This window comes from Sphingobacterium sp. CZ-UAM, assembly GCF_002000245.1.
Lineage (GTDB): Bacteria > Bacteroidota > Bacteroidia > Sphingobacteriales > Sphingobacteriaceae > Sphingobacterium.
Genome location: NZ_MTCM01000001.1, coordinates 425,739 through 450,701, shown reverse-complemented (window position 1 = coordinate 450,701; position 24,963 = coordinate 425,739). Strand labels below are relative to the sequence as shown.

The window sequence follows — 24,963 nt, the reverse complement described above, 5'->3', positions numbered from 1 at the left end:
TAGCCTGATCCGGGGCGGATGGAAGCATGCTCGATAAAGATGAATTTGGTATACATTTCTAGCATATATTCAGAAAACAATGAGCGAGTTCCCTTTTATTTAACTTATATGGCGATATCTTAAATAATTTTGGTAAATTAAGCAAAAGAAGGCTCAGTCCAGAAAATGTCTACATTGAAATTTATAAATCACTGGGCATCGTAACCAATTGCTGCTTTCCACAAAGAACAATACAGAAACCAACTCAATAATTGAGAAACGGAGGGAAATTAATGAATATAAAAATTATTGGGTCAGGCAGCTATCTTCCGGACAATAAAATCAATAACGCGAATTTTGAAGATCGTATTTTTTTGGATGAGGCCGGTGAGCCTATCAAATACCCTGAATCCATTATAGGTAAGTTTAAAGATATTACTGGCATTGAAGAACGTCGTTATGCCAATAATGATCAGGTGGCTTCCGATCTAGCGTCTATTGCCGCGGGGCGGGCAATCGCTAACGCAGACATCGATCAAGAGACACTTGATTATATTATTGTCGCACATAACTATGGCGATGTACCCTATGGAAAAGTTCAATCCGATACTGTTCCCAGTCTGGCAACACGGGTCAAGAAAAAATTAGGTATACGAAATCCGCATTGTATCGCCTATGATCTTTTATTCGGTTGTCCGGGCTGGAATGAAGGCGTGATACAAGCTAATGCTTTTATCAAATCAGGCATGGCTAAACGCTGTATGGTTATCGGTGCCGAGACTCTTTCCCGTGTCGTAGATCCATACGATCGTGATTCAATGATCTATGCTGATGGTGCTGGCGTAGTTATCGTAGAAGCGACAACAGAGGAAGCAGGATTACTATCCTTTGAAAGTGCAACTTATGCATTTGATGAGGCCGACTATCTTTATTTTGGAGGCTCCTTTAACAGCCAACATGAAGAAGGCACCCGCTACATTAAGATGAAGGGGCGAAAGATATATGAATTCGCGCTGAGTAAGGTTCCTTTAGCCATGCAAGTCTGTATAGAGAAAGCTAATCTTGACATTAATGCCATAAAAAAGATATTAATTCATCAGGCCAATGAGAAAATGGATGAGGCCATTATTTCGCGATTCTATGGATTATATCATATGCAGCCGCCCAAAGATATTATGCCGATGTCCATTCATAAATTTGGGAACAGCAGTGTAGCAACTATTCCAACACTCTATGATTTAATTAGGCAGGGAAAAATTGAAGGACATTCATTCAATAAAAATGATATCATCTTATTTGCCTCTGTAGGTGCAGGAATGAATATCAATGCATTCACCTATAGACTTTAGCAATTCGTCAACATGTCCAGTCAATTTACTTTCAATGAGCGAAAACAAAACAAGCTTAATCTTATAAAAGAAGGCATATTTGGCAACTAAGAGCATTTTAAGTTTTATACTAAAAGAGCGAGCAAAAGCGCGGTCCAATACTGAATAATATTGAAGTAGCCGACCTCCTATCAAAATCACTGAAAGGAAAAGAGCTGAACTCCGTTAATTAAATTTAAGATTCAACCAACGGCATAGGTTAGCAAAACTATACGATAATTTTTCTGAGAGTCAAAATACTTGCCCTAGGACAAGTATTTCAAAGGGAATTTCTTGTAGTTTTATATCATAAATCTGCATTTCTATGCCTGTTGTTTTTTCCGTTTCCACTTTAGCATGCCTCATTTTATTTGGACTCGCTTCCCCCAATAAAATGGTGGTGATTCCTATTGCGATATGGGCATTTGCACTCTCAACGGTATCATCCCTTAATATTTTTCTGATTTTCCCTCCTACTTTTGTACTTGTCTTGGTGAGCGCGCTCTTACTTAGTATCAGTTACTATAGATTAGCAAAAAATTTAAGCTTGAACGCTTATTATCTGCTTGGTATCCATATCGTAAGACTCCCTATTGAATTCATTATTTTCCAACTTTTTGAGCATAAAATGCTACCCATAGAAATGACATATTTGGGTTGGAACTATGATCTATTTTTCGGCATTACCGCCGTTTTATTTTTAATACTTAGTAGTTTCAATCCAAAAATACTCACATCTGCAGTTTTCAAAGCCTGGAATATTTTGGGCATCTGTTCACTGCTGATTGTCGTGGTGATTGGTATATTATCATCGCCATTACCTTTACAGTCAATGGCATTTGACCAACCTAATATTGCTGTACTACAGTTTCCTTATGTCTTGCTTCCAACAATCATAGTACCTATTGTTATACTATCGCACTTTCACCTGCTGGGAAAGAGCGCTATTGCTGAACACCGATAGTAACTAATGCTGCTACCATAGCCTGAAATCAGCATTTTATCGCTTTTGCTGCAAATTGAATACGGTACCAGCGGGGTCGGTAATCCAATGCATATTCTCCGGAAGCTCCTCAATTTCGTCACAGGTTTCCACCCCACTTGACAATAGATAATCGGTCGCTTCAGCAACATTCGGAACAGTAAGCTGCAACCAAGTTTCGGAATGGGTGTAGTTATCCACACAATCCAGCCAGATAATATTATGCCCAAATTTCACCTCATGTGTCCTGGAGACCGTCGGGTTATCGATCGGCTTCTCCTCGACAGCCAATTTCAGAATATCCCTGTAAAAAGCTACCGTCTTTTCATATTTATTTTTGGGAATTTTTATGGCAATATTAATCCCAGCTTCAAATTTTGTATTCATATTTGTTATTTTTAACGAAAATACAAGATAAATAAATTAATTAGTCAAAAGACTTGCCCTATGGCAAGATTTGGTTCAGACAAACAAGCTTTTATATGATCCCACAGTTATACAGTTTCTTAAAAATCATCTTTATATTTCTTCTTTTTGATATTTTAATATATTTAAGGTTATGCAGACTGGCAGTATGGAAATCACAACCATTAACCGCAAACGTAATTTGGTGGTTATTGAGTATTTTCTCTTATGCCTGCATGTTCCTGAACTTATTTTTCGAGTGGAACAATTTTATCGCTGCTTGTTTCATGTTTTTCCCCATTTCATTATTGCTTGCAAAGGCAGTCCTTCTTTTCTCCATCGGCGTGGATATACTTTCGATATTTTTTAGAAATATTGGCGGACGACTAACAAACAATAACATAATACCAGATGCAAATAAAAAGACCATAGGAAGATCTGATTTCATTATCAAAAGTGGTCTTTTGTTGAGCAGTATCCCTTTAGTCGCTTTAACCCGTGGTTTTATATCCAATCTCTATGATTACCAAATCAAACAGGTCAATTTGATTTTACCCGATCTTCCAAAATCGTTCGAGGGCAAGATCATCGCTCAGCTTTCTGACATACACGCTGGCAGTCTTTATAATTTAAATGCCGTAAAAAAGGGTATAAACCTATTGCTTTCACAAAAGCCAGATATCATTTTCTTCACAGGAGATCTGGTGAACGACTTTGCCAATGAGATGGATGATTACCTCTCCATATTTGGTAAACTAACGGCCCCCTTGGGTGTATTTTCTATTTTGGGAAATCACGACTATGGGGACTATCATTTTAATAGGTTCCATTTCAACAATGAGCGTAAGTTGACCAAACAGCAGAACCTGAGCAATGTAAAAGATATCCATCGTAAACTTGGTTGGCAGCTCCTGTTAAACGAGTCGAAGGAGATTGTCGTAAATAATGAAAAAATCACGCTTGTAGGTGTAGAGAACTGGGGGGCGAACAACCCGCACAATTATGGCGACCTCGATCTGGCCATGTCCAAGGTTGATCCTTCTTCACCCATCAACTTCCTCCTTTCACATGACCCGTCACATTGGAGGGCTGAGGTATTACCAAAATATCCGATGATCGATGTCACCTTTAGTGGACACACACATGGTGGTCAATTCGGCTTTAGCAATCCAGATTATCAATGGAGCCCAATTAAATATGCCTATCGTGAATGGGCCGGTCTGTATCAGGAAAAACATCAATCACTTTATGTAAATGTAGGTTTCGGCTACCTGGATTACCCCAGTCGAGTGGGAATATTACCTGAGATCACGATATTCCATTTAAAAAGTAAGGTTTAATATGATGTCATGGACTTCAGTATTAAACCTTACAGAAATAAACAGATGTTTTTTCAAAAAACGACTTAAAACCTTGAAATTAGGGAATCAATTCCCTACAAACGATCTTTAGACAAAAAATCTATGGTCGCAAATGGTATGCTTTGGGCTGAACAAAAGCGCGGATTCCTTGCGCAGATAGGGTTGATCCCAGCCCTGAGTTTTTTCGTCCAGACCAAGGGACGTTGGGACTTACCCGATCACAGCAATTCCAATACACTGTTCCCGTGTCCATTTTTTCCAGTATTGCCATGGCCCTATCCTGATCAGCTGAAAATACGGCTGCAGTCAGGCCATACGTGGTATCCTGCATGAGATGGATCGCCTCATCATCTGAAGTCACCTTTTGGATGCCGATCAAAGGGCCGAAACTCTCCTCCTTCATCAATTCCATGTCGTGATTGCAATACTCAAAAACTGTAGGTGCATAGTAATAACCTGTATCTTCCAGTGTATGCCCCCCCAGGCGCAAGGTTGCTCCCTTTGCAAGCGCATCTTTTACTTGGGCATCAAGCACAGTCAGCTGAGCGGCTCTGGTTAGTGGCCCGATAAATACATCTTGCTTCATCGGATCTCCAATGGTATAAGAGGCTACTTCTTCAACAAAAGCTTCAACAAATTGATCGTATATTTTGTCCGATACATAAATACGCTCCACAGCACAACAACTTTGTCCATTATTGTAAAATGCGCCTTCTGCGGCAAGAATTGCGGCCTTCTTAATATCCACGATATCATCGGCAACATACAGCGGATCCTTCCCGCCTAGTTCCAATTGAACGGGAACTAATTTATGTGCCACTGTGGTCGCAATATGGAGACCAGTCTTATACGACCCTGTAAAAAAATAGCCATCCAGAGGTAGCTCCAATAATTGCTGGCCAATCTCAGCATCTCCGACAACACATTTGAATACATCCTGGGGAATACCCGCTTGATACAGGTATTTCTCAAACTGTATGCCGGTACCAGTAGCAAACTCCGATGGCTTATAAAGCACGGCATTGCCAGCTACAAGTGCATACAGAAATACATTAAACCCAACATTATAAGGGAAATTCCATGCGGAAATATTGGCGATCAGCCCCAGGGGTTCATACACAATCTTTTCGTGGGTGGCCCCAGTTGTTGTAATCAGTTCCTCAGAAAGCCATTTGCTCGCATTTGTCCGAAGATGTTCGATACGGTTTTGCGCCCCTACAATTTCGTTTAGCGACTGGGTAATAGGTTTTCCCGTTTCCTTAGTAAGGATTTCGGCAAGTTCTTGTTTATTGGCCAGAATTAACTGTCCAAACGCAATTATGCAGTCTAAACGTTGTTGTAATGGCACTTTTGCCCAAGAAAGCTGTCCTTTTTTTAAAAGAGCGACCGCTGTCTCTAATTCGGATGCTGTGATAACAGGGATCACAGCATCTACCTCCCCCGTAGCGGGGTTTCTAATTTCTATGTTGTTTTGCATGTTCTAGAAAAACATTAAAAATCAATTCTTCATCCAACAGTTCGCCGGCTTGCGTAGCAGAAAACTCCGGATGCCATTGTACACCCATCACTTTACCTGGAGCTGCTTTGGTATATCCAAATGCCTCGATAAAACCATCATCCGAATGAGCGTATACTTCCAAATCTTGTCCAAGCTGTTTGACCGCCTGATGATGTACGGTGTTTACCTTAGGATTAGCGATATGCCCATACAAATCCCCAAGCAAGGTTCCAGGTACAAAGTTTATGGGATGATTAATCGTATCGTATAATTCTGCCGACCGATGGACTCCTGCACCAGGTATCTGTGAAGGGATATCCTGATAAAGTGAACCTCCAAAATAAACATTCATCAATTGGAATCCCCTACAAATACCCAATACTGGTTTTTCCTGCCTGATTGCATAATCCAATATTTTTAACTCATACTTATCCCGGTAAGCGTCTCCTCTCCACTTACCTATAGGCTCTTCGCCATAGTGTTCAGGAGCTATATCACTCCCTCCCTGGAGGATGATGCCATCCATCTGATCGATTACATCCATCAATAAATCTTCATCCAAATCAGGAAGCAGTACCGGAAGCACTCCCTTCTTTCCTATCCAGCGGGCCATATCATTTTCCATATAGCTCAATGATTTAGCACCAAAAACAGCACGCTCCTTGTCAGGATAGAAAAAGCAGGCGCTTATACCTATTTTAATCATACTATTTTTTTATTAGAATGCTGTTTCATAAATAGCAAGGAAATCTTCTGTTGTCACCGGCTTCGGATTTGAAGGATGACAGAAATCCGCGTATGCAAGTTCCGACAATGGCGCAAGATGTTGCTTTTGTACACCGATGGATGATAAATGGGTAGGTAAATCCAGGCGTGTATTCAGTTCAAATAAATAGTCCACGACTTTATCGCCAGCGTTATTGCCAATACCGAGCGCTACTGCCATTTTATCAAAACGATCTTCGAATCCCGCATAGTTAAATTGCATACCGTAAGGTAGATTAATGGCATTCGCAAGTCCATGATGCGTGTCTAACAACGAGGAAAGCGGATGTGCCAGACTATGAACGATACCCAGCCCCTTTTGAAAAGCCACTGCCCCCATGAGTGAGGCCAAAAGCATCTTCGAACGTGATTCTAAATCAGATTCCTTGGTTGCATTTTCAATAGCTGCTGCCACCATCGCCATTCCCTCTAACGCTATACCATCACACATCGGATGATATCCTTTTGCTAAATAGGCTTCCATATTGTGTGTGAGCGCATCCATTCCTGTAGCTGCTGTGACGAATGCCGGAAGATCCATCGTGAGGAGCGGATCCGCAAAGACTATTTTCGCCATCAACCTAGGGCTGAACAAAATACGTTTCTTTTTGGTTTTATCTTCGGAAATAATAGCGCTACGACCGACCTCACTCCCAGTGCCTGCTGTAGTGGGTACAGTGATCAGATGTGGGATCTCATTGGTTACATAAATATCTCCACCGATAAGATCGTCATAGTCAAAGAGATCACGATGATGATGTGCACGCAATGCTATTGCCCGCGCAACATCAAGTGCGGCTCCACCTCCAACACCGATGATAGAATCCCTATTGTTCTCCCGATAGACATCTCCACCTTGCAGCACATCGGATTTAACCGGGTTTTTGTGTAAATCATGAAACACAATCACGTCTATCCCTCTGCCCGCCAATTTACGCTGGATTTCCTTAAAAAAAGGAAGCTCGGCAATGGTTGGATCCGTTACCAATAAAGGACGGTTAAGACCATTGCGCAATAGGTAATCCGGTAATTCATTGATCGCTCCTGCACCAAAACGAATCGGTGTCGGAAAATTAAAACCATAAATTTTATCTGTATCCATCTTGCAGTTAAATAATTTCAAAATATCTTTTTGTTTCCCAATCCGTTACTTGTTCTGAAAACTGCCGCCATTCCCATAACCTGGATTTACAGAAGTGGTCAACAAACTTTTCACCGAACAATTCTGATGCTATTTCAGACTGCGCCATCCGGTTCGTAGCTTCATAGAGATTTCTTGGTAAAACGCCATGTTGCAAATCCTTATAACCATTACCCACAGTATACGGATTGTCCAAGGATAGTTTATGCTTGATACCGTAAAGTCCACTCGCTAGACAAGCCGCTATGGCGAGGTATGGATTAACATCCGAACCAACCACCCGATGTTCAATACGTGTAGCCTTTGGTCCACCATCGATGACCCGCAGGGCCGTAGTCCTATTGTCTATCCCCCAGGTTAAAGTCGTGGGAGCCCAAGCGCCTTCCGTGAGTCTTTTATAGCTGTTAACAGTTGGTGCAAATAAGGGTAGAATATCCCGCAGACAATACAGTTGTCCAGCAAGAAATTGCTTCATCAGTTCACTCATGCCTAACTGATCGTCGGCATCATAAAATAGATTTTTTTCTTTTTTTAAGTCCCAGAGGCTCTGATGTACGTGACCGCTACAGCCCGGTAATTCTTTCGTCTGCTTGGCCATAAAGCTAGCGACAATACCATGTCTTTTACCGATCTCCTTTACGGCTGACTTAAAAAGTGTAGCGCGATCTGCAGCTTCCAGCGCATTGCTGCATTGAATCGCCGCCTCCATTACGCCAGGTCCTGTCTCAGTATGCAAACCTTCCAAGGGAATATCAAACTGTTCGAGCATCGCAAGAAGATCACGAAAGAACCCGTAATTATCAGACATCCGCAAGATGGAATAACCGAACATTCCGGAGGTAATCGGTGTCATTTCTTTAAAGCTGTTCTGTGATGCATTGATATCACCTTTAATAAAATTGAACCATTCAAATTCCTGTGCAAAAATGGGTTTGTAGCCAGCCTGTTCAGACTGTGCTATGATATTTTTTAACAGCGCCCTCGGGCACACATTTTGATCTGTAGCATGTGTCGATTCAAAGTCAGCCAGAAAAAATGGGACATCCTCCTGCCAGGGTATCTTTCGGAAGGTATTTCCATCTATACGAGCGGGAAAATCTCCATAACCGGTATGCCAGCCAGTAATTTCCACATTGTCATAAACTTGGTCATTGACATCCCATCCAAATACGACAGAACAAAAGCCGAACTCATTGTCCAATGAAGAGATAAACTTATCACGGTGCATAAATTTGCCCCGCAATACGCCATCAATATCTGCTACGGCGACTTTGACGTGTGTACTGGTACTTGCCTTTAATTTGGAAATAATTTCTTTTTTGTCGATCATGATTTGATGGTTTTATCCTTGTCAAGGAAGATTAAGAAATAGAGGTATGATAAGATGACAAGCCCAAAGAATAATAAGGCTGTCAATGGATTGTAGTAAATCATAGCAATCAGGCAGATCAGGGCGATGATCAGCGCAAGCATAGGAAATAAAGGATACAAAGGAACTTTAAATGGGCGCTCCAATGCGGGTTCTTTCTTGCGTAAGGCGAAAAAAGACCACATGGATATAATATAGAGACTGATTGCACCAAAACAGGCAATGGTAATGATCCCAGCCGTCTTCCCCGTCAGTAGCGCGACTATACCAACAGCCATATTGACCAATAGCGCATTAGCTGGTGTTTTAAAGCGTGAATGAACTTTTCCTAAGATAGACGGTGCATATCCTACCCGCCCAAATTCAAAAGTGGCGCGCCCTCCGGCCAAAATAATACCATGGAACGACGCAATAAGCCCCAACAACCCTACCCCGATAAGTAATTTGTATAGAATATGGGAGCTATCAATGACGTTGGCAATAGCAAGAGGTAAAGGAGAATCCGAGGCTTCGGTACTTCCTGGTGGATAGACAACGGCTTCCCAGCCAGCGACACCAACCGCTGATAAAAATGTAATGATACACAACACGACCAAAGTAACGATAGCTGATCCAAAACCGATCAATACATTTTTCTGTGGATTGATGGTTTCCTCAGCCACATTGGCGACCCCTTCAATGGCTAGAAAAAACCAGATGGCAAATGGAATGGATGCAAAAATGCCTGAATACCCATTGGGAAGTGCATTTTGTTGAAGATTAGAAAATTCAAATGCTGGCAGCGTCACCCCGGCGAATATCAATAATTCAATAACCGCAAGGACTGTCACAACCAATTCAAACGAAGCAGCGAGTTTCACACCTAAAATATTCATTGCTGTAAAAATCAGATAGGCTCCGATCGCAAAAGTAAGGTAGCCTACCCCGGGATGAAGCAAATGAAGGTAAGCACCTATCGCCGCTGCAATAGCCGGCGGTGCAAAAACGAATTCTATATTTTGAGCAATCCCTGCGACAAACCCCAATTGTTTTCCCAGTCCCCTATTGGCATATTCAAAAGCCCCTCCAGCTTTCGGTATGGCACATGCCATTTCTGTATAACTGAAGGTAAAGGTTAGGTACATAATTATGACGAATATAGTCGCAATGGCTAACCCTAAAGTCCCTCCTTCTGCCAGACCAAGGTTCCATCCAAAATACATTCCTGAAATTACATACCCTACCCCCAATCCCCACAACATGACGGGGCCAAGGACTTTCTTTAATTGGGGATCACTCATAATTCTTTTTCTAGGTTGGTAATTGATATTAAGTAATATAAATTTACTACTTTAAATTAAATAATAGTGATAAATACCTGCAATTAAACTTATTTAAGTAAAATTATATTGAAATATTATTATTTTTAGATTCGCGATTCCAACAACAGGCTTATACCCCTTTGTTTTTAGATTTAAATTACTACAACAATGAAACTAGACGAAAAAGATCTTATGATCTTGGACCTTTTGCAACAGGATGCCAACATGAGTAACAAGGAAATTTCCGATCGAGTCAACTTATCCATGACTCCTGTATACGAACGGATTAAGAAGTTGACGGCTATGGCTGTGCTCAAACAAAAGGTATATTTGCTGGATCGAAGAAAACTGGACCTGAACCTGATGGTTCTTGTATCGATCAGTATGGAAAAGCATTCAAACGAAAGTGCTTTGTTATTTATGGAAGAAATACAGAAATTTCCGGAAGTGGTCGAATGCTTCCATGTGACAGGAGCTTTTGATTATCAGCTCAAGGTTATGGTCAGAGATGTCGACCATTATCATGAATTTAACTTCAATAAGCTTGCAACGATTAAAGGAATCAGACATATGGAAAGCTATTTTGTCATGAAAGAAATTGTCAACGCAACACGACTTCCACTTTTCCTTTAACGATCTCCATCTGGCAAACTAAAATGTGCTTGCAAATTTTCAGACCGAGATCTGCGTTTATTTTAAGTGTGCTCCAAGCCCTGCTGCTTAGTTTTCCACTCCTTGTACTTTTCCCTCATACAATGAGCACATGGTCTATATCCATGGCTGACGGCATCAGCTTCATCCCGAAAGAAAACACGATGCTCGACTTTCATCCGTTTGCCACTAGCACAGTTTAGACGGCCGTAAATCTTAGCCTTTTTATATCCGCCCAAGGTAATTTCTCCCTTTCGAATGAAGGAACTTAAGGACTTCGTTCTATCAGCAGCTGTCCCTCCCAAATCCATATGTCTGACCATATTTCGTTTTTAATTTTTGATCTATTGTATACATACCTATAATTTAAATCGGCTATTTTACCTACAAGAATCTCTTAGTCTTAGCTAAGGCCATCATGGAATATAATCCCAAGACTATGCCTATGCCCCTTGTGCAATGGACTAACACCATGCTTCATATGGACCCGATAATAGCCTTTGGAGCCTTTCGCTGCGCGAAAATTAGTCGTAAAGATGATCATATCGCCGCGCTTGGGTTTTAAGACATTAACCTTAGACTGCGCCCTTGGTATCTGTTCCGTGATAACAAACTCACCACCGGTATAATCCTGATCCACCTGATCCAACAGCAATACGATTTGCATGGGAAAGTAAATTTCACCGTATAGATCCTGGTGTAGCGTATTAAATCCGCCTGTATTATACTTTAAAATAAGGACGGTAGGTTCCACCTGTCCATGCTGCTGACAAAGTTCTCGCATGGCAGCATGCGAAGCTGGAAATCTTCGGTCCATATTAAGCTCGTCCATCCATTGATTGGCGACTGGTGCAATCAATGCGTATACTTTTTCCCTTATTGTCGTAATCAGCTCGGGCAAGGGATATTGAAAGTATTTGTATTCCCCCAAACCAAAGCGATAACGTTCCATTACAATAGTTTTTCGATACCTATTGTCAGCACCGTAAGCTGCAACCAGTTCATCACATTCGACTTGATTTAATAGATCGGGTACTATTACAAAACCTTTATCATGTAATTCCTTGGTGATTGCTGTCCAATCCTTGGCCTGCAATCTAGATACTATATTTTCCATGACGATAATTTTCAACAGCTCAAAATTAGACCTATCAATCAAGGTAAAAAATCCGAAACCTGCTGTTTTTCCTTTTTTGGAGATCAATGTTAACAAAATGCGCAACAAATTATCATTCATATCAATCACCGTTTTTGCTAAATGTAAAGAGCCCGGTATTCTACCGAGCTCTAGCACAAAAAACTTAATTTTGTTAATCCGTCTAACTTTTGAGGTTCACTTCAATAGTGGACGATTCCTATTTTTTCATGTTGTTGACACTATTTATTTAACGAAGCCATATCAATGACAAACCGGTATTTTACATCACTGTCCAATACACGTTGGTAAGCCTCGTTCACATAATCGATGTCAATCAATTCGGTTTCTGGAAGGATATTATGCTCAGCACAAAAATCAAGCATATCCTGTGTTTCCTGTATACCACCAATGCTTGAAGCCGTCAAAATTTTATTTCCTCCCATAATCGATCGTCCGTTAATTTCCATTGGCGCTGCTGGGATACCAACACAGATGTATACACCTTTGGTTTTTAGCAATGCCAAATAGAGATTATAATCATGAGGTGCCGATACGGTGTCTATGATAAAATCAAAATATGCTGAAAACTCCTTCAACTCCGAAGGCTCATGCGTATTTAAAAACTTCTGGGCACCTAACAGCACCGCATCTGCTTTTTTACGGGGCGAATGGCTTATCATCGTAACTTCAGCTCCCATGGCGACAGCGATCTTCACTGCCATGTGGCCTAAACCACCTAACCCTAGCACGCCAACTTTATGCCCCTTGCTGATATTCCATCGTTTCAAGGGCGAGTAAGTGGTGATCCCCGCACAAAGTAAAGGAGCTACCTTTTTGATATCAAGCGATTCCGGCACATGCAAGACAAAGTCTGCATCAGCCACAATATTATCGCTATACCCACCATAGGTGCAAGAGTGATCGTGCATCACATCGGTGCTATTATAAGTCCACACAGTTTTCTTCTCCGAACAAAACTGTTGCTGATCCGATTTACAATTATCGCACTCACCACAGGATGCCACCATACAACCAACACCGGCTAGGTCACCTTTTTTAAACTTGGTCACCGCACTGCCTACCGCACTGATGCGACCAACGATCTCATGCCCCGGAACAATTGGATATTGTGTTCCACCCCATTCATCATGCACCTGATGAATATCTGAATGGCAAATACCACTATACAAGATATCGATTAAAACATCATTTGAACCAAGTTCTCTTCTTTCAAATTCCCAATATTCAAGCGGGGAATTGCCATCCTTCGCCGCGTAACCTTTCGATTTAATCATTCTTTTGTTTTTTATAAAATACCAATTGGATCCAAATTATCAATAAATAAGATCCATTTACTACATGGTGCGAAGTTAATGGGGATTTGCCCGAAAAAAAGAATCTGTCAGGCATTATTGACATTGAGCAAACAATGAAAAACGCAAAATGTTCTTGGTCAACCACTCCGAACAGTCAATTTGATCCCTTTCAAATTTTATTCCCTTTCAAAATCAATCTCCTATTCCTTAATCACCTTCAAAAGCTTTCTTTAGAAGCTCCGATCCAGCATTCTCTAACTATTAGACAATTAATATCCTTCTTAGAGCAAAGAAAAAGATAATAAATCGTGAGATCATCCACAGTGTATCTGCTGGATTTTCCACCTTTTATAGTCAATTCTCCGTTTAGTACGAAGAAATTTAAGTCGATCGATCCTTAAATACGGTAGATTTAATTGATTATTTCCCCATTACTGTCTGCCAAACGTTCACGGAACCGCTGAAGCTCTTCGGGGCTCGGTCTGACCCAGTCGCTTACTTCACCAATGATTTTCAATGCCATTGTGGAGCGGTAAGAACGTGTCGGGTTACCTGGGAATTTTTTATCGGTTAGATTTGGATCATTTTCATAGCTTCCCATAGGTTCAATAATATAAACACGTTCGTGACCATCGCCTTTTGCCAAAGCCGCCGCGAGTCCGGCTCCGTTAACTAATGCGGTGAAATAAATATGATTCATGGTAAGTTCAGATTGATAGTTGGAATTACCTCCCGCTGTCAATAGCGCACCCACTGGTAAATCAGCTCTTGTACCATGATAAAATGGACCGGTATCAGATGGTTTTTCCCCAAAGACTGCAGCCAGATCAGCATATCCATGAGACTTATCACTATCCCCTAGCGCTTCATAGTATTTGGCAAGGTTCAAATAAAGATTTGGCAAAGCACTCTTAACCGTATCATCATTTAGTTTTAATGCATGGCTCAAGGCAGCTTCCAGCCATGTCAATCTGTCGGAAATATCCTCTTGATTCCGGGCGATATAATAAGCCGCAAGAAAGTGTTCGTGATCGTCTGTGGCTTCGTTCCAAGCTTGCATAAATAAGTTAAGGGCTTCTTCAGTATGCTTGGCCTCTTCCATGCTCATACCCTGAAGACAAAGTTTAACAACGTTGTTGAAAGGTGAAAATTCCATATGCGTATCTTTTTTTACATCGCCGAATGTACCGTTGGCACAGGGAGATTTAAAATCCACATGCACCGGTATCTGCAGGATTAAAGTTCTACATATTTTTATACATTTCCGTATGTTGTTCGTAAATCGTATTGCATCGACCTTCGTACAATTCGTAATTATTCCTAAAAACAACAGATTGACATCAAGGTTTTACCCCCTTATATTGTCGCAATTGCACCTCATACATACTTTTAGACTTCGCTAAATTTGAATTGATAATCAAACACTTGAAACAATGAGAAAGATCCGAATTTTCGAACACATTTCCCTTGATGGCATCATCGAACACGATGGGGATTACGCCTATGGTGCATGGACAACTGCCTATAGAAGTCCCGCAGGAGCGGAAATGCTCTTTCAGGCATATGGCTCAGACTTCGACCTTCTTTTAGGTCGTCAGACCTATGATATCTTTAGTGGCTTCTGGCCCAATGCAGGAGATTTTCCTATGGCCAACGCCATAAATGCTGCAATGAAATATGTTGCAACTCACCATCCCGACAGTCTAACCTGGGGGCCAGTAAAAAATTTGGGTGCGAACATTGTCGGTGCGATTCATGCCCTCAAGTCAATGGATGGTCCCGATCTGATTGTTGTAGGTAGTTCTACACTGACCTCGCTATTACTTGAGCAGGGTCTCGTGGACGAAGTGGTACTCATTACCTACCCCGTTTTGCTGGGACATGGCAAGCGCCTACTCTCAGATAAGGTGTTCGCCCAGGAACTTGTCTTCCTCAACTCAAAGGCAACGCCGACTGGCATACTCATCAATAGCTATAAATATATTGGACCGCTTAAAAGATAATATTCCTACAATGGATAAGTTCCCATCCTAGCCAACTTTATACGGGTCAGGAGCTGATATCCTTAATTTTACAGAATAAATCATGTTATAAAAATTTACCCATTTTTTTCAGGAATGGTTACAATCATTGATTTAAAACTATCGTTTATATAATCATTACCTTACTCATTTGAATTTGCCTACTTTCTTGTATATTTGATTTTAAACAAATCATCTCTATGAAAAGAACCTTATTATTCATTGCTATTATTTGCAGTACTTCCTTTACTTTTGCACAAAAAACAACGTATAAAGTCAGTACGCAATCATCAACAATCAAATGGAATGCGAAGAAAGTCGTCGGTGGTCATGTTGGTACCATTGCCTTGAAAGACGGAACGATCCAAACAGATAAAGGTAAAATTACCGGTGGTGGATTTACCATTGATATGAATTCGATGGCATGTACTGATGCGCCAAAACTAACTGGCCATCTTAAAAATGAAGATTTCTTTGATGTACCGAAGTATCCAACAGCAAAATTCATTATCAGCAAAGTGGATAACAGCAAGGCTACTCCAGTAATCACAGGGAATCTTACCATTAAAAACAAAACGAAAACGATATCTTTTCCCGCAAAGGTAACCAGCACCACTGACGGACTTTCGGCCGAAGCATTGGGTGTAAAGGTAAATCGATTGGATTTTGATATCCAATATCGTTCGGCCAGCTTTTTCTCTGACCTCGGGAATCGGGCGATTGAGGACGAATTTACATTGGACATTCAGATCAAAGCCGCAAAATAGCTATGATAACAAACAATGATGTAGCAAAAAAACTGCGACATCATTGTTTGTCTAAAGCAGCTCGATCCCCTGAGCGATATATTTGCGCATTTCGGGACTCGTTGATTCATGTTCTGTCACAATGATATCAAGCTTTTTGGTTTTATCGATGATAAAGCTTGACTCCGTATCAAACTTATCGGAAGTACACAATCCAACGATGCGAACACTCTGTTTCATCATTGCACGTTTCGTTTCAGCATCTTCCTGATAATTACAGGACAAATTTTCAGGAGTAATTGAACAAACGCCCAAAAAGTATAAATCAGCTTTAAAATTGGCAATGCTTTCCAACGTAGTATTGCCAAAAGTGGTAAAGGCGGACTTATAAAGTCGGCCTCCCAAAAATATGATATCGATCAAAGGATGGTCTTCGATCACACTCGCGACAGGAAAACTATTTGTAATGATAGTGACTTTAAGATCCTTTGGTAAAATTTTAGTCAACTCCAGGATAGATGTACCCCCATCGAAAAAAAGTACCTGATCCTCTTTTATTAATGATAAAGCTTTTTGTGCAATAATCTTTTTCTGTTCCAGCCCTGCTTTCTCGCGATCACGATAATGATATTTTTTTTGCACAATGCTGTGAGCTCCCCCCCGTACTGCGCGAAGAAGATCCCGATCATTCAATTCCTTGATATCTCTCCGTATGGTATCTTCAGATACCGAAAGCTTTTTGCTCAAGGTTTGAAATGAAACCGAGCCCTCCCTATTGGTGATATCTAAAATGGTTTGCAGACGATCGTACTTTAGCATAGGAACAAATATATAGATTTACCAGAATAAAATGAATTGCAAAAATTTGCTATAATTGCAATATTTTGCAATTATATAATTACATTTGTGCAATAATAAAGATAAAACTTATGATAAAAAAGACAATTTCCATTGATATGGACGGTGTACTTGCAGACATCCAACGGCACTATCTTTCACATTATTTTGAAGAAACGGGTATACGGATAAATGAAAACGATATCGTAGGGCTGAAGGAAGCGGATTGTTTACCTGATCAGACGGCAGTCTTACGGTATTTGCATACACCAGGTTTTTTCCGCAGTATCCCTGTTGCACAAGATGCACAAGACGTGGTAAAGGAATTACAAAACTATTATGAAATTTTTGTTGTATCTGCCGCAATGGAATTTCCCAATAGTCTTTTAGAGAAACGGGAATGGCTACAGGAATATTTTCCATTTATCTCGTGGAAGAACATCGTATTCTGTGGGAATAAAGGTATTATCGACACCGATTTTCTTATTGACGATCATCTAAAGAATCTAGACAGTTTTTCTGGAAAAGGGCTTATGTTTAATACATTTCACAATGTCAATGAGCACCGATTTGAACGGTTGAAGAACTGGACTGATGCACATCGTTTTTTTGTTGCTGACCTGCAAAATAAAACGTTCAACTGAGTATTTATAGCTGGCCAATCACAAGAGGTAATTGCCCAGCTATAGTTTGCAAGAATTTATTTTCTAGCCTGGAATTTCCAATAAATCCAATAAGACACGGAAAGTGAAAGCATAAGAAAAGCAACGACGATAAGCGAGACTGAAATTCCATAAAATTGGGCAACTCCACCCAACAAGGCGGGGCCCAACAACTGTCCCGAGTGCCCCAATGTTGACATAACCGGGATACTTGCTGATGCCCCAACCCCTTTTAAATTTCCGGCATGACTAAATAAAATCGGAACAATATTAGCGGCACCAAAGCCCAATAGGATAAATCCGGCTAATGCACCCCAATAAGAAGGTGATAAAACAGCTACCAGCAAACCGAATACCGCTAAGAGTCCCCCTCCGACCACAACAAACCGATGATCTAACCGGACAACAAGTACATCGCCAAAAAGTCGCATTGTTGCCATGGCGATGGAAAAGGCAGCATACCCTATCCCCGCAATTTCAAGCGGTGCATTTTTTTCCTCATGCAAAAATACCGCACTCCAATCCAACATTGAACCTTCGGAGAGATAAGCACAGAAACAGAGCATGCCCAGAAATAAAACATGCAAATTGAACCAACCAGCCCATTTGGACTGACCTGCAGCCATTTTCTTGTCATCATGATGACTATTAATGCGTATTTCATCATCATGCGCATACAACCTACGATACATGACGAACATAATTACAACGATCAGTAAGGAGATCAATAACATGGCATAGGTAGCCTGAAACCCTAACTTTATCAACAGTCCTAATCCGAGCGACCCCGTTAATCCTCCCACACTAAAGATACCGTGCAGACCGGATAAGATCGGCCGATCAAAGAGTTTCTGGATAAGGATTGAGTGCGCATTTGCGGAAACTTCTATTCCTCCCATACACATACCAAAAAAGAATAGTGTAATCCCCATTGTTATGATCGAATTAGCAATTAACAACATCGGCAGTATCAATGCGAGCGTGATACCCGAAAGAAAGATAATTTTTCTTGTTCCAAATTTATTTAGAAGGATGGTCGAAAATGGCATAATAAAAAGAGCTCCGCCGCCGATAAGAAGCATCAAAAGTCCCAATACACCATCATCTATTCCAAGCCTTTGCTTAACATAAGGAACGACAGGTGCCCAACTGGCGAGTCCCAACCCACACACAAAAAAGATAAACCTGACAGCATTTCTCGCTGTATCCGGACGAATGGGTAATGATTTAATTTCCATATAATTTGAGATAAACTAAAATAGTATAGCGATAGACTTGTCTAGGCTTAGTTGTACAAAACTATCAATAATAAATCAAAATAGAAGCATATTATTGCATAATATTGCAAAAAATGCAAATTAAAGCAATAAAACAACCAGTCCCATTAAATAATACTGTCATTAGTAATCGTTTACAATTTTTATTTCAAGGACTAATATCTCCATACATTTTTTGGCGCATTAATCTTCACTTTCTATTTTTGCTATAATTGTGATTTATACCTAAATTGCTATTAGAAAGTGAATTCTTTCCAATAAAAAGGCTTGAGTCATCCGGTATAGGCAAAACGTTTATTTTACCACATGAACTATAAAACGATAGGCTATTTTCTTTTATCAACACTAATTATAGGGTCACTCTATACAAATGGTTGGTTTAATATATCTTACACATTCCGACAGCTTATAGGGATTATATTCATCATAGCTTACTTTGCAGGAACGGTCTTCTTCACTCGCACACCTATTTTGAGAGATAAACAATTAAAAAGACATCTCTTAATAAGATTGGGTATCTTAATACTAATTGGCCTTATTATCATTATTTCCCAATGGTATATGCATAAAGAAAATGATCGCCTGGGTGCTGGCTATTTATTTTATTTCGAAATGCTCGGTTTTGGAATTCCGCTCCTCATTTATACAGTAATAGAATCAATTTGGTTATTTGCGAAGAAGAAATATGCAGCGCTGTGCATCAATCTGCTGTTGGCGATGGGAATATATTGTATTGTTATCTTTAGCGGACTCTTCGGTTTTTAAATTGGCTGTAGTCTTCCGCGAGGCAGATCTTAATAGTTAAAAATCACTTGAAGATAAATCTGTTTTAACGCCTTTGCAAAACCAACGGCCGCAAGCCGTCCTCATTAAAAAATAAACGGGATTATCCCCCATAAATAAACTAAAAATATGCAAACTCGAGCAGAAAAATTACAGCAGATTATGGATTGGGCGCAAGAAAATCCGGATATTCGGGCAGTTCTTCTAACCAGTTCTTTGGTAAATCCACTGGCACCTGTCGATGAGTTAAGTGATTTAGATATCGAACTTGTATTTGATGACAATACCACGTATGTCGCCGATAAGAATTGGTTAAATAACTTTGGCACTCCTATCGCCATGATTGAAGAGGATGAAAGCTACTTCGATAGCAAACATGCCATGAAGATGGTTTTATACGCAGATCACACAAAAGTTGATTTTAAGTTATATAGTAAGCCTAATTTTTTGGAAGAGGTGCGCCAAAGCCCGTTATGTGAAGATTGGGATATTGGTTATCAAGTACTACTTGACAAAGAGGGCATAACGGAAGCGATACAAAAACCCTCCTATCGGGTGTCAATCATAAAAAAACCTACCGAGCAAAAATTAAGACAGCTACTCAACGATTTTTGGTGGGACTGTACTTATGTAGCCAAATGTCTTGTCAGGGAAGATATTTTTTATGCAAAATTTATGTCCGAAGACAATATACGTACCGATTATCTGGTACCGCTGATTGAGTGGCATATTGCTAGCCAGCATGACTGGAACATCACAACCAATAAACATGGACGCCTATTCAAAAAATACCTGACCGAGAAAACCTGGGAGGAAGTAATGCGGACTTTTTCAGGCGGCGATATCAATGAAAATTGGACGGCGCTATTCGCAATGGCCGATCTCGTCGCTGAAATTGGCAGGGAACTAGCGAATAAATTGGGCTATACATACCCTATAAAACTTGAACAGGATATTAGGATATATCTCAATGCTATACAGACGAAATGAATTTGATTAATTTTTTAATCTGGATTATTCGGCATCTTCGCTTCTATATATCCATTACAGTGTCCAATCCGCCCCCCCCCTCAAAGGTCGACAACTTACTTAAAGCTATCAAAATCCCTTTTATGTAGGGCTCCGTGCCATATTCGCATCGCGACGAAGGATTAATGTTTCGTCCTTTTCAGCTCAACACCAAGAATATGCCCTTGTAAGCGTACGGAATACCCATGTATTGACGTTAATTCTTTATAGCCAATATCGCATAGACCATTGGAATTTTATCCTCCAATAGTTCAATCCGATACTTATTCTTTTCAAATTCAATCGTCCCGCTAAAGCAATTATAGGGGGAATAATCAAATTCATCAAGCTGTGCGATTTGGAGCCCATTTTTTATCAGGCTATTGACCACTTCACTTATACCATGATTCCACATAACATACTCCGCTGTTATAGCCGCATTTTTGTCCGCATAAGTTCCTGTCTCGGTTTCTATAATTGCTCCTGAGTTAAAGTATCGGTAGCCGATTTTCTCAAAATCATTATCAAACATCCAAACGACAGGATGAAATTCGACAAATATAAATTTTCCATTCGGTTTCAAGAATCTCGAAATAACCTGTGCCCATTTATTCAAATCAGGCAACCATCCGATTGTACCGTAGCTCGTAAAAACAAGATCAAATTGCTGATCCAAATGATTCGGCAGATCGTATAGATCACAGCAGATAAAGCGAACATCAGAATTGGTCTGTTCAGCAATTTTTCGCGCACTTTCAATAGCCTTATCGGACAAGTCGATCCCAGTTACTTCAGCACCCAGCCGGCTCAGTGAAATTGTGTCTTGACCAAAATGACATTGCAGATGCAATATTGTTTTCCCCTGAATATCATCGAGCAGATCTAGCTCAATCTCATTCAAAGAACTTCTCCCCTGAAGAAAACCCGGAAGATCGTAAAATTCTGATTTGAGATGTGAATCTATCCTATTATTCCAGGACGTTCTGTTTATATCCAAATAATGCTGTTCTTTATTCATATCTTAAATCTACTTTTTTATCAGTATTATTTAGTAAAGAAGAATTAATGCACATAACAACTGTAATACTTCGTTGTTTTAAGAAGATAGGCTTAATTTAAGCATTTCCCGTTCACAATGATTTGGATTTCCCAAAAAATAATAACATATGCTCTCGATTTTATTTTCGACACAAATAAAGAATACGGGAAACTCATGACTAAGACTGCATTTCATAAGGGATGAATATTTCGAATTAGTATTGTGCTAGCGAACATGAGCGCAAAGAAATTAAAGCGGTATATAAGCTATGCAAAAGTATTCGATCAATGTTAAAGGCTTCAGCTTGTAGTGCAGTTTCATATACAATTATCTTTTCTGGACTAACAGCAGACTACCTTTGTTGATACCATACAATATACAGGCTTTCCATTTTCCACCAAGTATTTTCATTGTGACGACTATGCCACAGTCAAGATCTTCGGGAATCTTTTTACTATACATAATTTCATAATTTTCATTAAAACTACTGAATTTTGCAATTCCATAGGGAATAATTTTTCCCTGGCTGAATCCTTTTTCCCTTATTGCCAGCGTACCGGCTTGTCCTCATATTTGTTGCATAAAAATAAACAAAGAAGCACATGGAGACATTGAAAAATAAAATCAGCATTATCGGCCTAGGTCCAATGGGTATAAAAATAGCACAGCTCTATCTACAAAAAGGTTTTCAGGTCACCGTATTCAATCGAACCGCAGCGAAAGCAGATCAACTAGTAAAAGAAGGGGCTCGATTAGCAAAAAACATCAGCGAGGCCATTGAGGCAAGTCCAGTGAGTATCGTTATCGTTCTTAACTATTCAGTAGCGAATGATCTTTTTTCATCAATCGAAACGGGGCGTGCATTAGCGGGCAAACTCATTGTGCAATTGACTACAGGTACATCGGAGGAAGCACGTTTAAGTGAAACCTGGTTTAATGGTAAAACAGCTAGTTACCTTGATGGAGCTATACAGGTGGCGCCAGAACAGATGGCACAGGCAGATACAACAATACTGTTTTCGGGTAATAGCGAAAAGTATTTGGAAATCGAAGATAAATTGAAAATTCTGGGTGGAAATCTAAAATATCTAGGCGAAAATATTGGTACTGCGGCGGCCATGGATACCGCTACACTCTCTTATATTTATGGCGCAGCAGCAGGTTTTCTACATGGCGCTCTAATTGCCGAATCCGAAAATTTTGACGTCAGGGAGTATGGCAATATCATCGCAGAAATTGCCCCAGGAATGGGCGAATTTTTAAAGCATGAGGGTGCCGTAATCAGTAGCGGAGATTTTAAGCTTTCCCAAAGTCCACTTGCCATCTCTGTAGAGGCAACAGAAAGAATTCTTGCAACAGCAAAATTAAGTGGAATAAATAGTGAATTCCCGCAATTTGCAGCAAATTGGCTCAAAAGAGCAAAAGATGCGGGCTATGAACAGGAAGAATTTGCTGCCGTGATTAAGACATTGCGGACACCGCAATAACCAAAGCCTGCTCACTTAAAGGTAGCTTTGCACAAAACTTTATAATCGGATAGTTTTATAAACCTAATCTGGTGATGTAGCTATCCGATTATAGCTAAAATTTACGGTCAACCAATTAAAGGATATAATAGAATTGCTCAGCAGGTGCTATTGGCTTCGGAGCAGGTTCGCCAATAGCCTCCAACAGATTCATCTCAATGGTCTGGCAGATCGTTGTCATCGGCGTATCCATGGGTTTATTTTCAAAGGGATCTTGCATTAAGATTGCAGTACGTTCGATAATAATAAATATAATGGGAATACCAATCGTCAGCATCATTTTCACCAAGATAACATCGTCATTCAGACTAAAGGGCAATAAGAGCGCAAATAGATAAATCAGAAAATGGATCAGCTTACCATAAGACACCGGAAAAACCGTATTTTTGATCCGCTCACATCGCCCCATTGAATCCGAAAATCGCGTTAACATCTCGTCTACAGCAACCTGCCTAAATTCAGTAATCAATCCCTCCTGGGCCAATAAACGCAAATGCTTTCCATGCGCATTTAAAATTCCATAAACAGCATTTGTATCCTTTATTTGATAATTTTCCAAATAGTCGCTTACCCGTTTTGAATACGGCTCCTTTCGCAGCGATTCGCTCAAGGCATAATTCCATATAATCTGTCTTTCAACAAACATTTTTAGATGGATGTCCTGATCTTTATTGATAAAAGTCTGCAAAAGACGAATTAGGCTACGTGAATCATTGACAATTCCGCCCCAAACAATACGTGCTTCCCACCATCTATCGTAAGATTGTGCAGTTCGAAAAGCCAGCAAAAGCGATATCGCTGTACCAACGATGGCAATTAAAGATAAAGGAATTTCCAGTGTGAGAAAGTCTTTGTGTTTTGCCAGTAGGCCCACTAGACAGCCAAAAAATACTATTCGAACCAGATCAGTCTGAATGGTCTTTAAGAAGTATAAGACAGAGATCCTCCTATTAAGTAACATATAACAATCGTTCTTTAGTTGAAATAATACATCATAATAAATCCGAAAGTTGTTTTTTGTTTTAAAAAACAAAAAACAAAATGTTAAAAACCTACAATAAAGCGAATTAATATTTTTCATCTCTATCAAGGTTATTGTTAACGTTATGAACAGGTTGTCAGGTAAAAAAACAAAAATAATGCCGTATTACACAAGATTTCCTTAAATTGGATCGCTTGATTTACCAAGTGTATAATACAATGGATATATTGGATTTGAATAAAGAATATTGGGACAGCCGCTATAAAAACAGGGAGACCGGATGGGATATTGGCTATGCCTCACCGGCATTAATCGAATATGCGGAGACGGTGATACCCAAAGACGCTTCTATTTTGATTCCTGGCTGTGGTAATGCTTATGAAGCGAAAGCACTACTTGAGATCGGGTTTGAAAACATCACGCTACTTGATATCGCACCAACATTAGTCCATCAGGTTCAAAAAAATTTTGGGGAAGCTGCACAGGTCCGCGTTATCTGCCAAGATTTTTTTGAGCATGGAGAAAAATACGATTATATCCTCGAGCAGACTTTTTTTTGTGCATTAGATCCCAGCCTACGCAAAAAATACAGCAACAAAATAGCTGAATTGCTCCATCCCAATGGTATTCTTGCAGGCTTATTGTTTAATCGTGAATTCGACTCCGAGGGGCCACCTTTTGGCGGAAAAAAATCAGGGTATCAACAATTGTTTCAGAAAGACTTTCATATTTTAAAAATGGAAGACTGTTCCAATAGTATCCCCCAACGTCAGGGTAGCGAACTTTTCATTGTGTTAAAAAGAAAATAA

General features: G+C 40.1%; 26 protein-coding genes. 11 read left to right on the top strand and 15 right to left on the bottom strand.

Going from position 1 to position 24,963, the window contains the following annotated elements; all coding sequences use genetic code 11:
- Window positions 1-272 precede the first annotated feature (272 nt).
- Window positions 273-1,328 (top strand): 3-oxoacyl-ACP synthase III family protein, encoded by a 1,056-nt coding sequence (locus BWD42_RS01825; protein ID WP_077432768.1) that lies wholly within the window; start codon window positions 273-275, stop codon window positions 1,326-1,328.
- Between the two features lie 343 nt (window positions 1,329-1,671).
- Entirely contained in the window at window positions 1,672-2,310 is a 639-nt protein-coding gene (locus BWD42_RS01820; RefSeq protein ID WP_139350985.1) for a hypothetical protein, read from the top strand.
- Window positions 2,311-2,346: 36 nt separating this feature from the next.
- On the opposite strand, the gene BWD42_RS01815 is transcribed toward BWD42_RS01820, so the two are convergent.
- The gene (locus tag BWD42_RS01815; protein ID WP_077432766.1) at window positions 2,347-2,715 is read right to left on the bottom strand and encodes a VOC family protein; all 369 of its coding nucleotides are present in this window, start codon (window positions 2,713-2,715) and stop codon (window positions 2,347-2,349) included.
- Window positions 2,716-2,945: 230 nt separating this feature from the next.
- On the opposite strand from BWD42_RS01815, the gene BWD42_RS01810 reads away from it, so the two are divergent.
- Entirely contained in the window at window positions 2,946-4,073 is a 1,128-nt protein-coding gene (locus tag BWD42_RS01810; RefSeq protein WP_217699979.1) for a metallophosphoesterase, read from the top strand.
- Window positions 4,074-4,194: 121 nt separating this feature from the next.
- Here BWD42_RS01810 and BWD42_RS01805 read toward each other — a convergent pair whose 3' ends face one another.
- The 5 genes from BWD42_RS01805 to eat are packed head-to-tail and all read right to left on the bottom strand — an operon-like array spanning window position 4,195 to window position 10,147.
- Window positions 4,195-5,571: an aldehyde dehydrogenase family protein gene (locus BWD42_RS01805; RefSeq protein ID WP_139350984.1), complete on the bottom strand. Its 1,377-nt coding sequence runs from the start codon at window positions 5,569-5,571 to the stop codon at window positions 4,195-4,197.
- A complete protein-coding gene (locus BWD42_RS01800) occupies window positions 5,549-6,298 on the bottom strand; it encodes a gamma-glutamyl-gamma-aminobutyrate hydrolase family protein (RefSeq protein WP_077432764.1) in 750 nt (249 codons plus the stop codon). Before BWD42_RS01800 ends, BWD42_RS01805 begins: the two co-directional genes overlap by 23 nt.
- Before the next feature lie 12 nt (window positions 6,299-6,310).
- Window positions 6,311-7,459, bottom strand: coding sequence for an iron-containing alcohol dehydrogenase (locus BWD42_RS01795; protein ID WP_077432763.1), 1,149 nt, complete (start codon window positions 7,457-7,459; stop codon window positions 6,311-6,313).
- A gap of 7 nt (window positions 7,460-7,466) precedes the next feature.
- Window positions 7,467-8,828 (bottom strand): glutamine synthetase family protein, encoded by a 1,362-nt coding sequence (locus BWD42_RS01790; RefSeq protein WP_217699978.1) that lies wholly within the window; start codon window positions 8,826-8,828, stop codon window positions 7,467-7,469.
- On the bottom strand, window positions 8,825-10,147 hold the full coding sequence (gene eat / locus BWD42_RS01785) for an ethanolamine permease (protein ID WP_077432762.1): 1,323 nt from the start codon (window positions 10,145-10,147) through the stop codon (window positions 8,825-8,827). Before eat ends, BWD42_RS01790 begins: the two co-directional genes overlap by 4 nt.
- Before the next feature lie 189 nt (window positions 10,148-10,336).
- Between eat and BWD42_RS01780 the strand changes: the two genes are divergently transcribed.
- A complete protein-coding gene (locus tag BWD42_RS01780; RefSeq protein ID WP_077432761.1) occupies window positions 10,337-10,801 on the top strand; it encodes an Lrp/AsnC family transcriptional regulator in 465 nt (154 codons plus the stop codon).
- Between the two features lie 62 nt (window positions 10,802-10,863).
- Here the strand turns inward: BWD42_RS01780 and BWD42_RS01775 are convergent, their stop codons facing one another.
- The 4 genes from BWD42_RS01775 to arr all read right to left on the bottom strand — a co-directional run bounded on the left by BWD42_RS01775 (window position 10,864) and on the right by arr (window position 14,099).
- Window positions 10,864-11,142, bottom strand: a complete 279-nt coding sequence (locus BWD42_RS01775; protein WP_077432760.1) for an Ada metal-binding domain-containing protein — start codon at window positions 11,140-11,142, stop codon at window positions 10,864-10,866.
- An 80-nt stretch (window positions 11,143-11,222) separates the two neighbouring features.
- A complete protein-coding gene (locus BWD42_RS01770; protein ID WP_254846157.1) occupies window positions 11,223-12,056 on the bottom strand; it encodes a 2OG-Fe(II) oxygenase in 834 nt (277 codons plus the stop codon).
- Between the two features lie 140 nt (window positions 12,057-12,196).
- Window positions 12,197-13,252 carry an NAD(P)-dependent alcohol dehydrogenase gene (locus tag BWD42_RS01765; protein ID WP_077432759.1) on the bottom strand — a complete coding sequence of 352 codons (1,056 nt, stop codon included), beginning with the start codon at window positions 13,250-13,252 and terminating at the stop codon, window positions 12,197-12,199.
- Between the two features lie 433 nt (window positions 13,253-13,685).
- Window positions 13,686-14,099, bottom strand: a complete 414-nt coding sequence (gene arr, locus BWD42_RS25150) for an NAD(+)--rifampin ADP-ribosyltransferase (RefSeq protein WP_410528281.1) — start codon at window positions 14,097-14,099, stop codon at window positions 13,686-13,688.
- A gap of 607 nt (window positions 14,100-14,706) precedes the next feature.
- Here arr and BWD42_RS01755 point away from each other — a divergent pair.
- Together BWD42_RS01755 and BWD42_RS01750 are read left to right on the top strand one after the other, a co-directional pair.
- Window positions 14,707-15,276, top strand: coding sequence for a dihydrofolate reductase family protein (locus BWD42_RS01755; protein ID WP_077432758.1), 570 nt, complete (start codon window positions 14,707-14,709; stop codon window positions 15,274-15,276).
- A gap of 218 nt (window positions 15,277-15,494) precedes the next feature.
- Window positions 15,495-16,061 (top strand): YceI family protein, encoded by a 567-nt coding sequence (locus tag BWD42_RS01750; protein WP_077432757.1) that lies wholly within the window; start codon window positions 15,495-15,497, stop codon window positions 16,059-16,061.
- 51 nt (window positions 16,062-16,112) lie between these two features.
- On the opposite strand, the gene BWD42_RS01745 is transcribed toward BWD42_RS01750, so the two are convergent.
- On the bottom strand, window positions 16,113-16,859 hold the full coding sequence (locus tag BWD42_RS01745) for a DeoR/GlpR family DNA-binding transcription regulator (protein WP_077432756.1): 747 nt from the start codon (window positions 16,857-16,859) through the stop codon (window positions 16,113-16,115).
- Between the two features lie 110 nt (window positions 16,860-16,969).
- Between BWD42_RS01745 and BWD42_RS01740 the strand changes: the two genes are divergently transcribed.
- Complete coding sequence (locus tag BWD42_RS01740) at window positions 16,970-17,521, top strand: 5' nucleotidase, NT5C type (RefSeq protein ID WP_077432755.1); 552 nt, start codon at window positions 16,970-16,972, stop codon at window positions 17,519-17,521.
- Between the two features lie 56 nt (window positions 17,522-17,577).
- On the opposite strand, the gene BWD42_RS01735 is transcribed toward BWD42_RS01740, so the two are convergent.
- Window positions 17,578-18,777 (bottom strand): MFS transporter, encoded by a 1,200-nt coding sequence (locus BWD42_RS01735; protein WP_077432754.1) that lies wholly within the window; start codon window positions 18,775-18,777, stop codon window positions 17,578-17,580.
- Between the two features lie 345 nt (window positions 18,778-19,122).
- On the opposite strand from BWD42_RS01735, the gene BWD42_RS01730 reads away from it, so the two are divergent.
- Both BWD42_RS01730 and BWD42_RS01725 read left to right on the top strand, forming a co-directional pair.
- Window positions 19,123-19,581: a hypothetical protein gene (locus tag BWD42_RS01730; protein ID WP_077432753.1), complete on the top strand. Its 459-nt coding sequence runs from the start codon at window positions 19,123-19,125 to the stop codon at window positions 19,579-19,581.
- Between the two features lie 147 nt (window positions 19,582-19,728).
- Window positions 19,729-20,589 carry an AadS family aminoglycoside 6-adenylyltransferase gene (locus tag BWD42_RS01725; RefSeq protein ID WP_077432752.1) on the top strand — a complete coding sequence of 287 codons (861 nt, stop codon included), beginning with the start codon at window positions 19,729-19,731 and terminating at the stop codon, window positions 20,587-20,589.
- 235 nt (window positions 20,590-20,824) lie between these two features.
- Here BWD42_RS01725 and BWD42_RS01720 read toward each other — a convergent pair whose 3' ends face one another.
- Complete coding sequence (locus tag BWD42_RS01720) at window positions 20,825-21,625, bottom strand: class I SAM-dependent methyltransferase (protein ID WP_077432751.1); 801 nt, start codon at window positions 21,623-21,625, stop codon at window positions 20,825-20,827.
- A gap of 348 nt (window positions 21,626-21,973) precedes the next feature.
- Entirely contained in the window at window positions 21,974-22,108 is a 135-nt protein-coding gene (locus BWD42_RS25035; protein WP_262507800.1) for a hypothetical protein, read from the bottom strand.
- Between the two features lie 140 nt (window positions 22,109-22,248).
- On the opposite strand from BWD42_RS25035, the gene BWD42_RS01710 reads away from it, so the two are divergent.
- Window positions 22,249-23,133 (top strand): NAD(P)-dependent oxidoreductase, encoded by an 885-nt coding sequence (locus tag BWD42_RS01710; RefSeq protein ID WP_077432750.1) that lies wholly within the window; start codon window positions 22,249-22,251, stop codon window positions 23,131-23,133.
- Between the two features lie 115 nt (window positions 23,134-23,248).
- Here BWD42_RS01710 and BWD42_RS01705 read toward each other — a convergent pair whose 3' ends face one another.
- Entirely contained in the window at window positions 23,249-24,133 is an 885-nt protein-coding gene (locus BWD42_RS01705) for a bestrophin family protein (protein WP_077435687.1), read from the bottom strand.
- Window positions 24,134-24,372: 239 nt separating this feature from the next.
- On the opposite strand from BWD42_RS01705, the gene BWD42_RS01700 reads away from it, so the two are divergent.
- The gene (locus BWD42_RS01700) at window positions 24,373-24,963 is read left to right on the top strand and encodes a methyltransferase domain-containing protein (RefSeq protein ID WP_077432749.1); all 591 of its coding nucleotides are present in this window, start codon (window positions 24,373-24,375) and stop codon (window positions 24,961-24,963) included.

Coding starts and splice junctions, on each gene's coding strand:
- BWD42_RS01825 (WP_077432768.1), top strand. CDS start 273: ATGAATATAAAAATTATTGGGTCAGGCAGCTATCTTCCGGACAATAAA.
- BWD42_RS01820 (WP_139350985.1), top strand. CDS start 1,672: ATGCCTGTTGTTTTTTCCGTTTCCACTTTAGCATGCCTCATTTTATTT.
- BWD42_RS01815 (WP_077432766.1), bottom strand. CDS start 2,715: ATGAATACAAAATTTGAAGCTGGGATTAATATTGCCATAAAAATTCCC.
- BWD42_RS01805 (WP_139350984.1), bottom strand. CDS start 5,571: ATGCAAAACAACATAGAAATTAGAAACCCCGCTACGGGGGAGGTAGAT.
- BWD42_RS01800 (WP_077432764.1), bottom strand. CDS start 6,298: ATGATTAAAATAGGTATAAGCGCCTGCTTTTTCTATCCTGACAAGGAG.
- BWD42_RS01795 (WP_077432763.1), bottom strand. CDS start 7,459: ATGGATACAGATAAAATTTATGGTTTTAATTTTCCGACACCGATTCGT.
- BWD42_RS01790 (WP_217699978.1), bottom strand. CDS start 8,828: ATGATCGACAAAAAAGAAATTATTTCCAAATTAAAGGCAAGTACCAGT.
- eat (WP_077432762.1), bottom strand. CDS start 10,147: ATGAGTGATCCCCAATTAAAGAAAGTCCTTGGCCCCGTCATGTTGTGG.
- BWD42_RS01780 (WP_077432761.1), top strand. CDS start 10,337: ATGAAACTAGACGAAAAAGATCTTATGATCTTGGACCTTTTGCAACAG.
- BWD42_RS01775 (WP_077432760.1), bottom strand. CDS start 11,142: ATGGTCAGACATATGGATTTGGGAGGGACAGCTGCTGATAGAACGAAG.
- BWD42_RS01770 (WP_254846157.1), bottom strand. CDS start 12,056: ATGAATGATAATTTGTTGCGCATTTTGTTAACATTGATCTCCAAAAAA.
- BWD42_RS01765 (WP_077432759.1), bottom strand. CDS start 13,252: ATGATTAAATCGAAAGGTTACGCGGCGAAGGATGGCAATTCCCCGCTT.
- BWD42_RS01755 (WP_077432758.1), top strand. CDS start 14,707: ATGAGAAAGATCCGAATTTTCGAACACATTTCCCTTGATGGCATCATC.
- BWD42_RS01750 (WP_077432757.1), top strand. CDS start 15,495: ATGAAAAGAACCTTATTATTCATTGCTATTATTTGCAGTACTTCCTTT.
- BWD42_RS01745 (WP_077432756.1), bottom strand. CDS start 16,859: ATGCTAAAGTACGATCGTCTGCAAACCATTTTAGATATCACCAATAGG.
- BWD42_RS01740 (WP_077432755.1), top strand. CDS start 16,970: ATGATAAAAAAGACAATTTCCATTGATATGGACGGTGTACTTGCAGAC.
- BWD42_RS01735 (WP_077432754.1), bottom strand. CDS start 18,777: ATGGAAATTAAATCATTACCCATTCGTCCGGATACAGCGAGAAATGCT.
- BWD42_RS01730 (WP_077432753.1), top strand. CDS start 19,123: ATGAACTATAAAACGATAGGCTATTTTCTTTTATCAACACTAATTATA.
- BWD42_RS01725 (WP_077432752.1), top strand. CDS start 19,729: ATGCAAACTCGAGCAGAAAAATTACAGCAGATTATGGATTGGGCGCAA.
- BWD42_RS01720 (WP_077432751.1), bottom strand. CDS start 21,625: ATGAATAAAGAACAGCATTATTTGGATATAAACAGAACGTCCTGGAAT.
- BWD42_RS25035 (WP_262507800.1), bottom strand. CDS start 22,108: ATGTATAGTAAAAAGATTCCCGAAGATCTTGACTGTGGCATAGTCGTC.
- BWD42_RS01710 (WP_077432750.1), top strand. CDS start 22,249: ATGGAGACATTGAAAAATAAAATCAGCATTATCGGCCTAGGTCCAATG.
- BWD42_RS01705 (WP_077435687.1), bottom strand. CDS start 24,133: ATGTTACTTAATAGGAGGATCTCTGTCTTATACTTCTTAAAGACCATT.
- BWD42_RS01700 (WP_077432749.1), top strand. CDS start 24,373: ATGGATATATTGGATTTGAATAAAGAATATTGGGACAGCCGCTATAAA.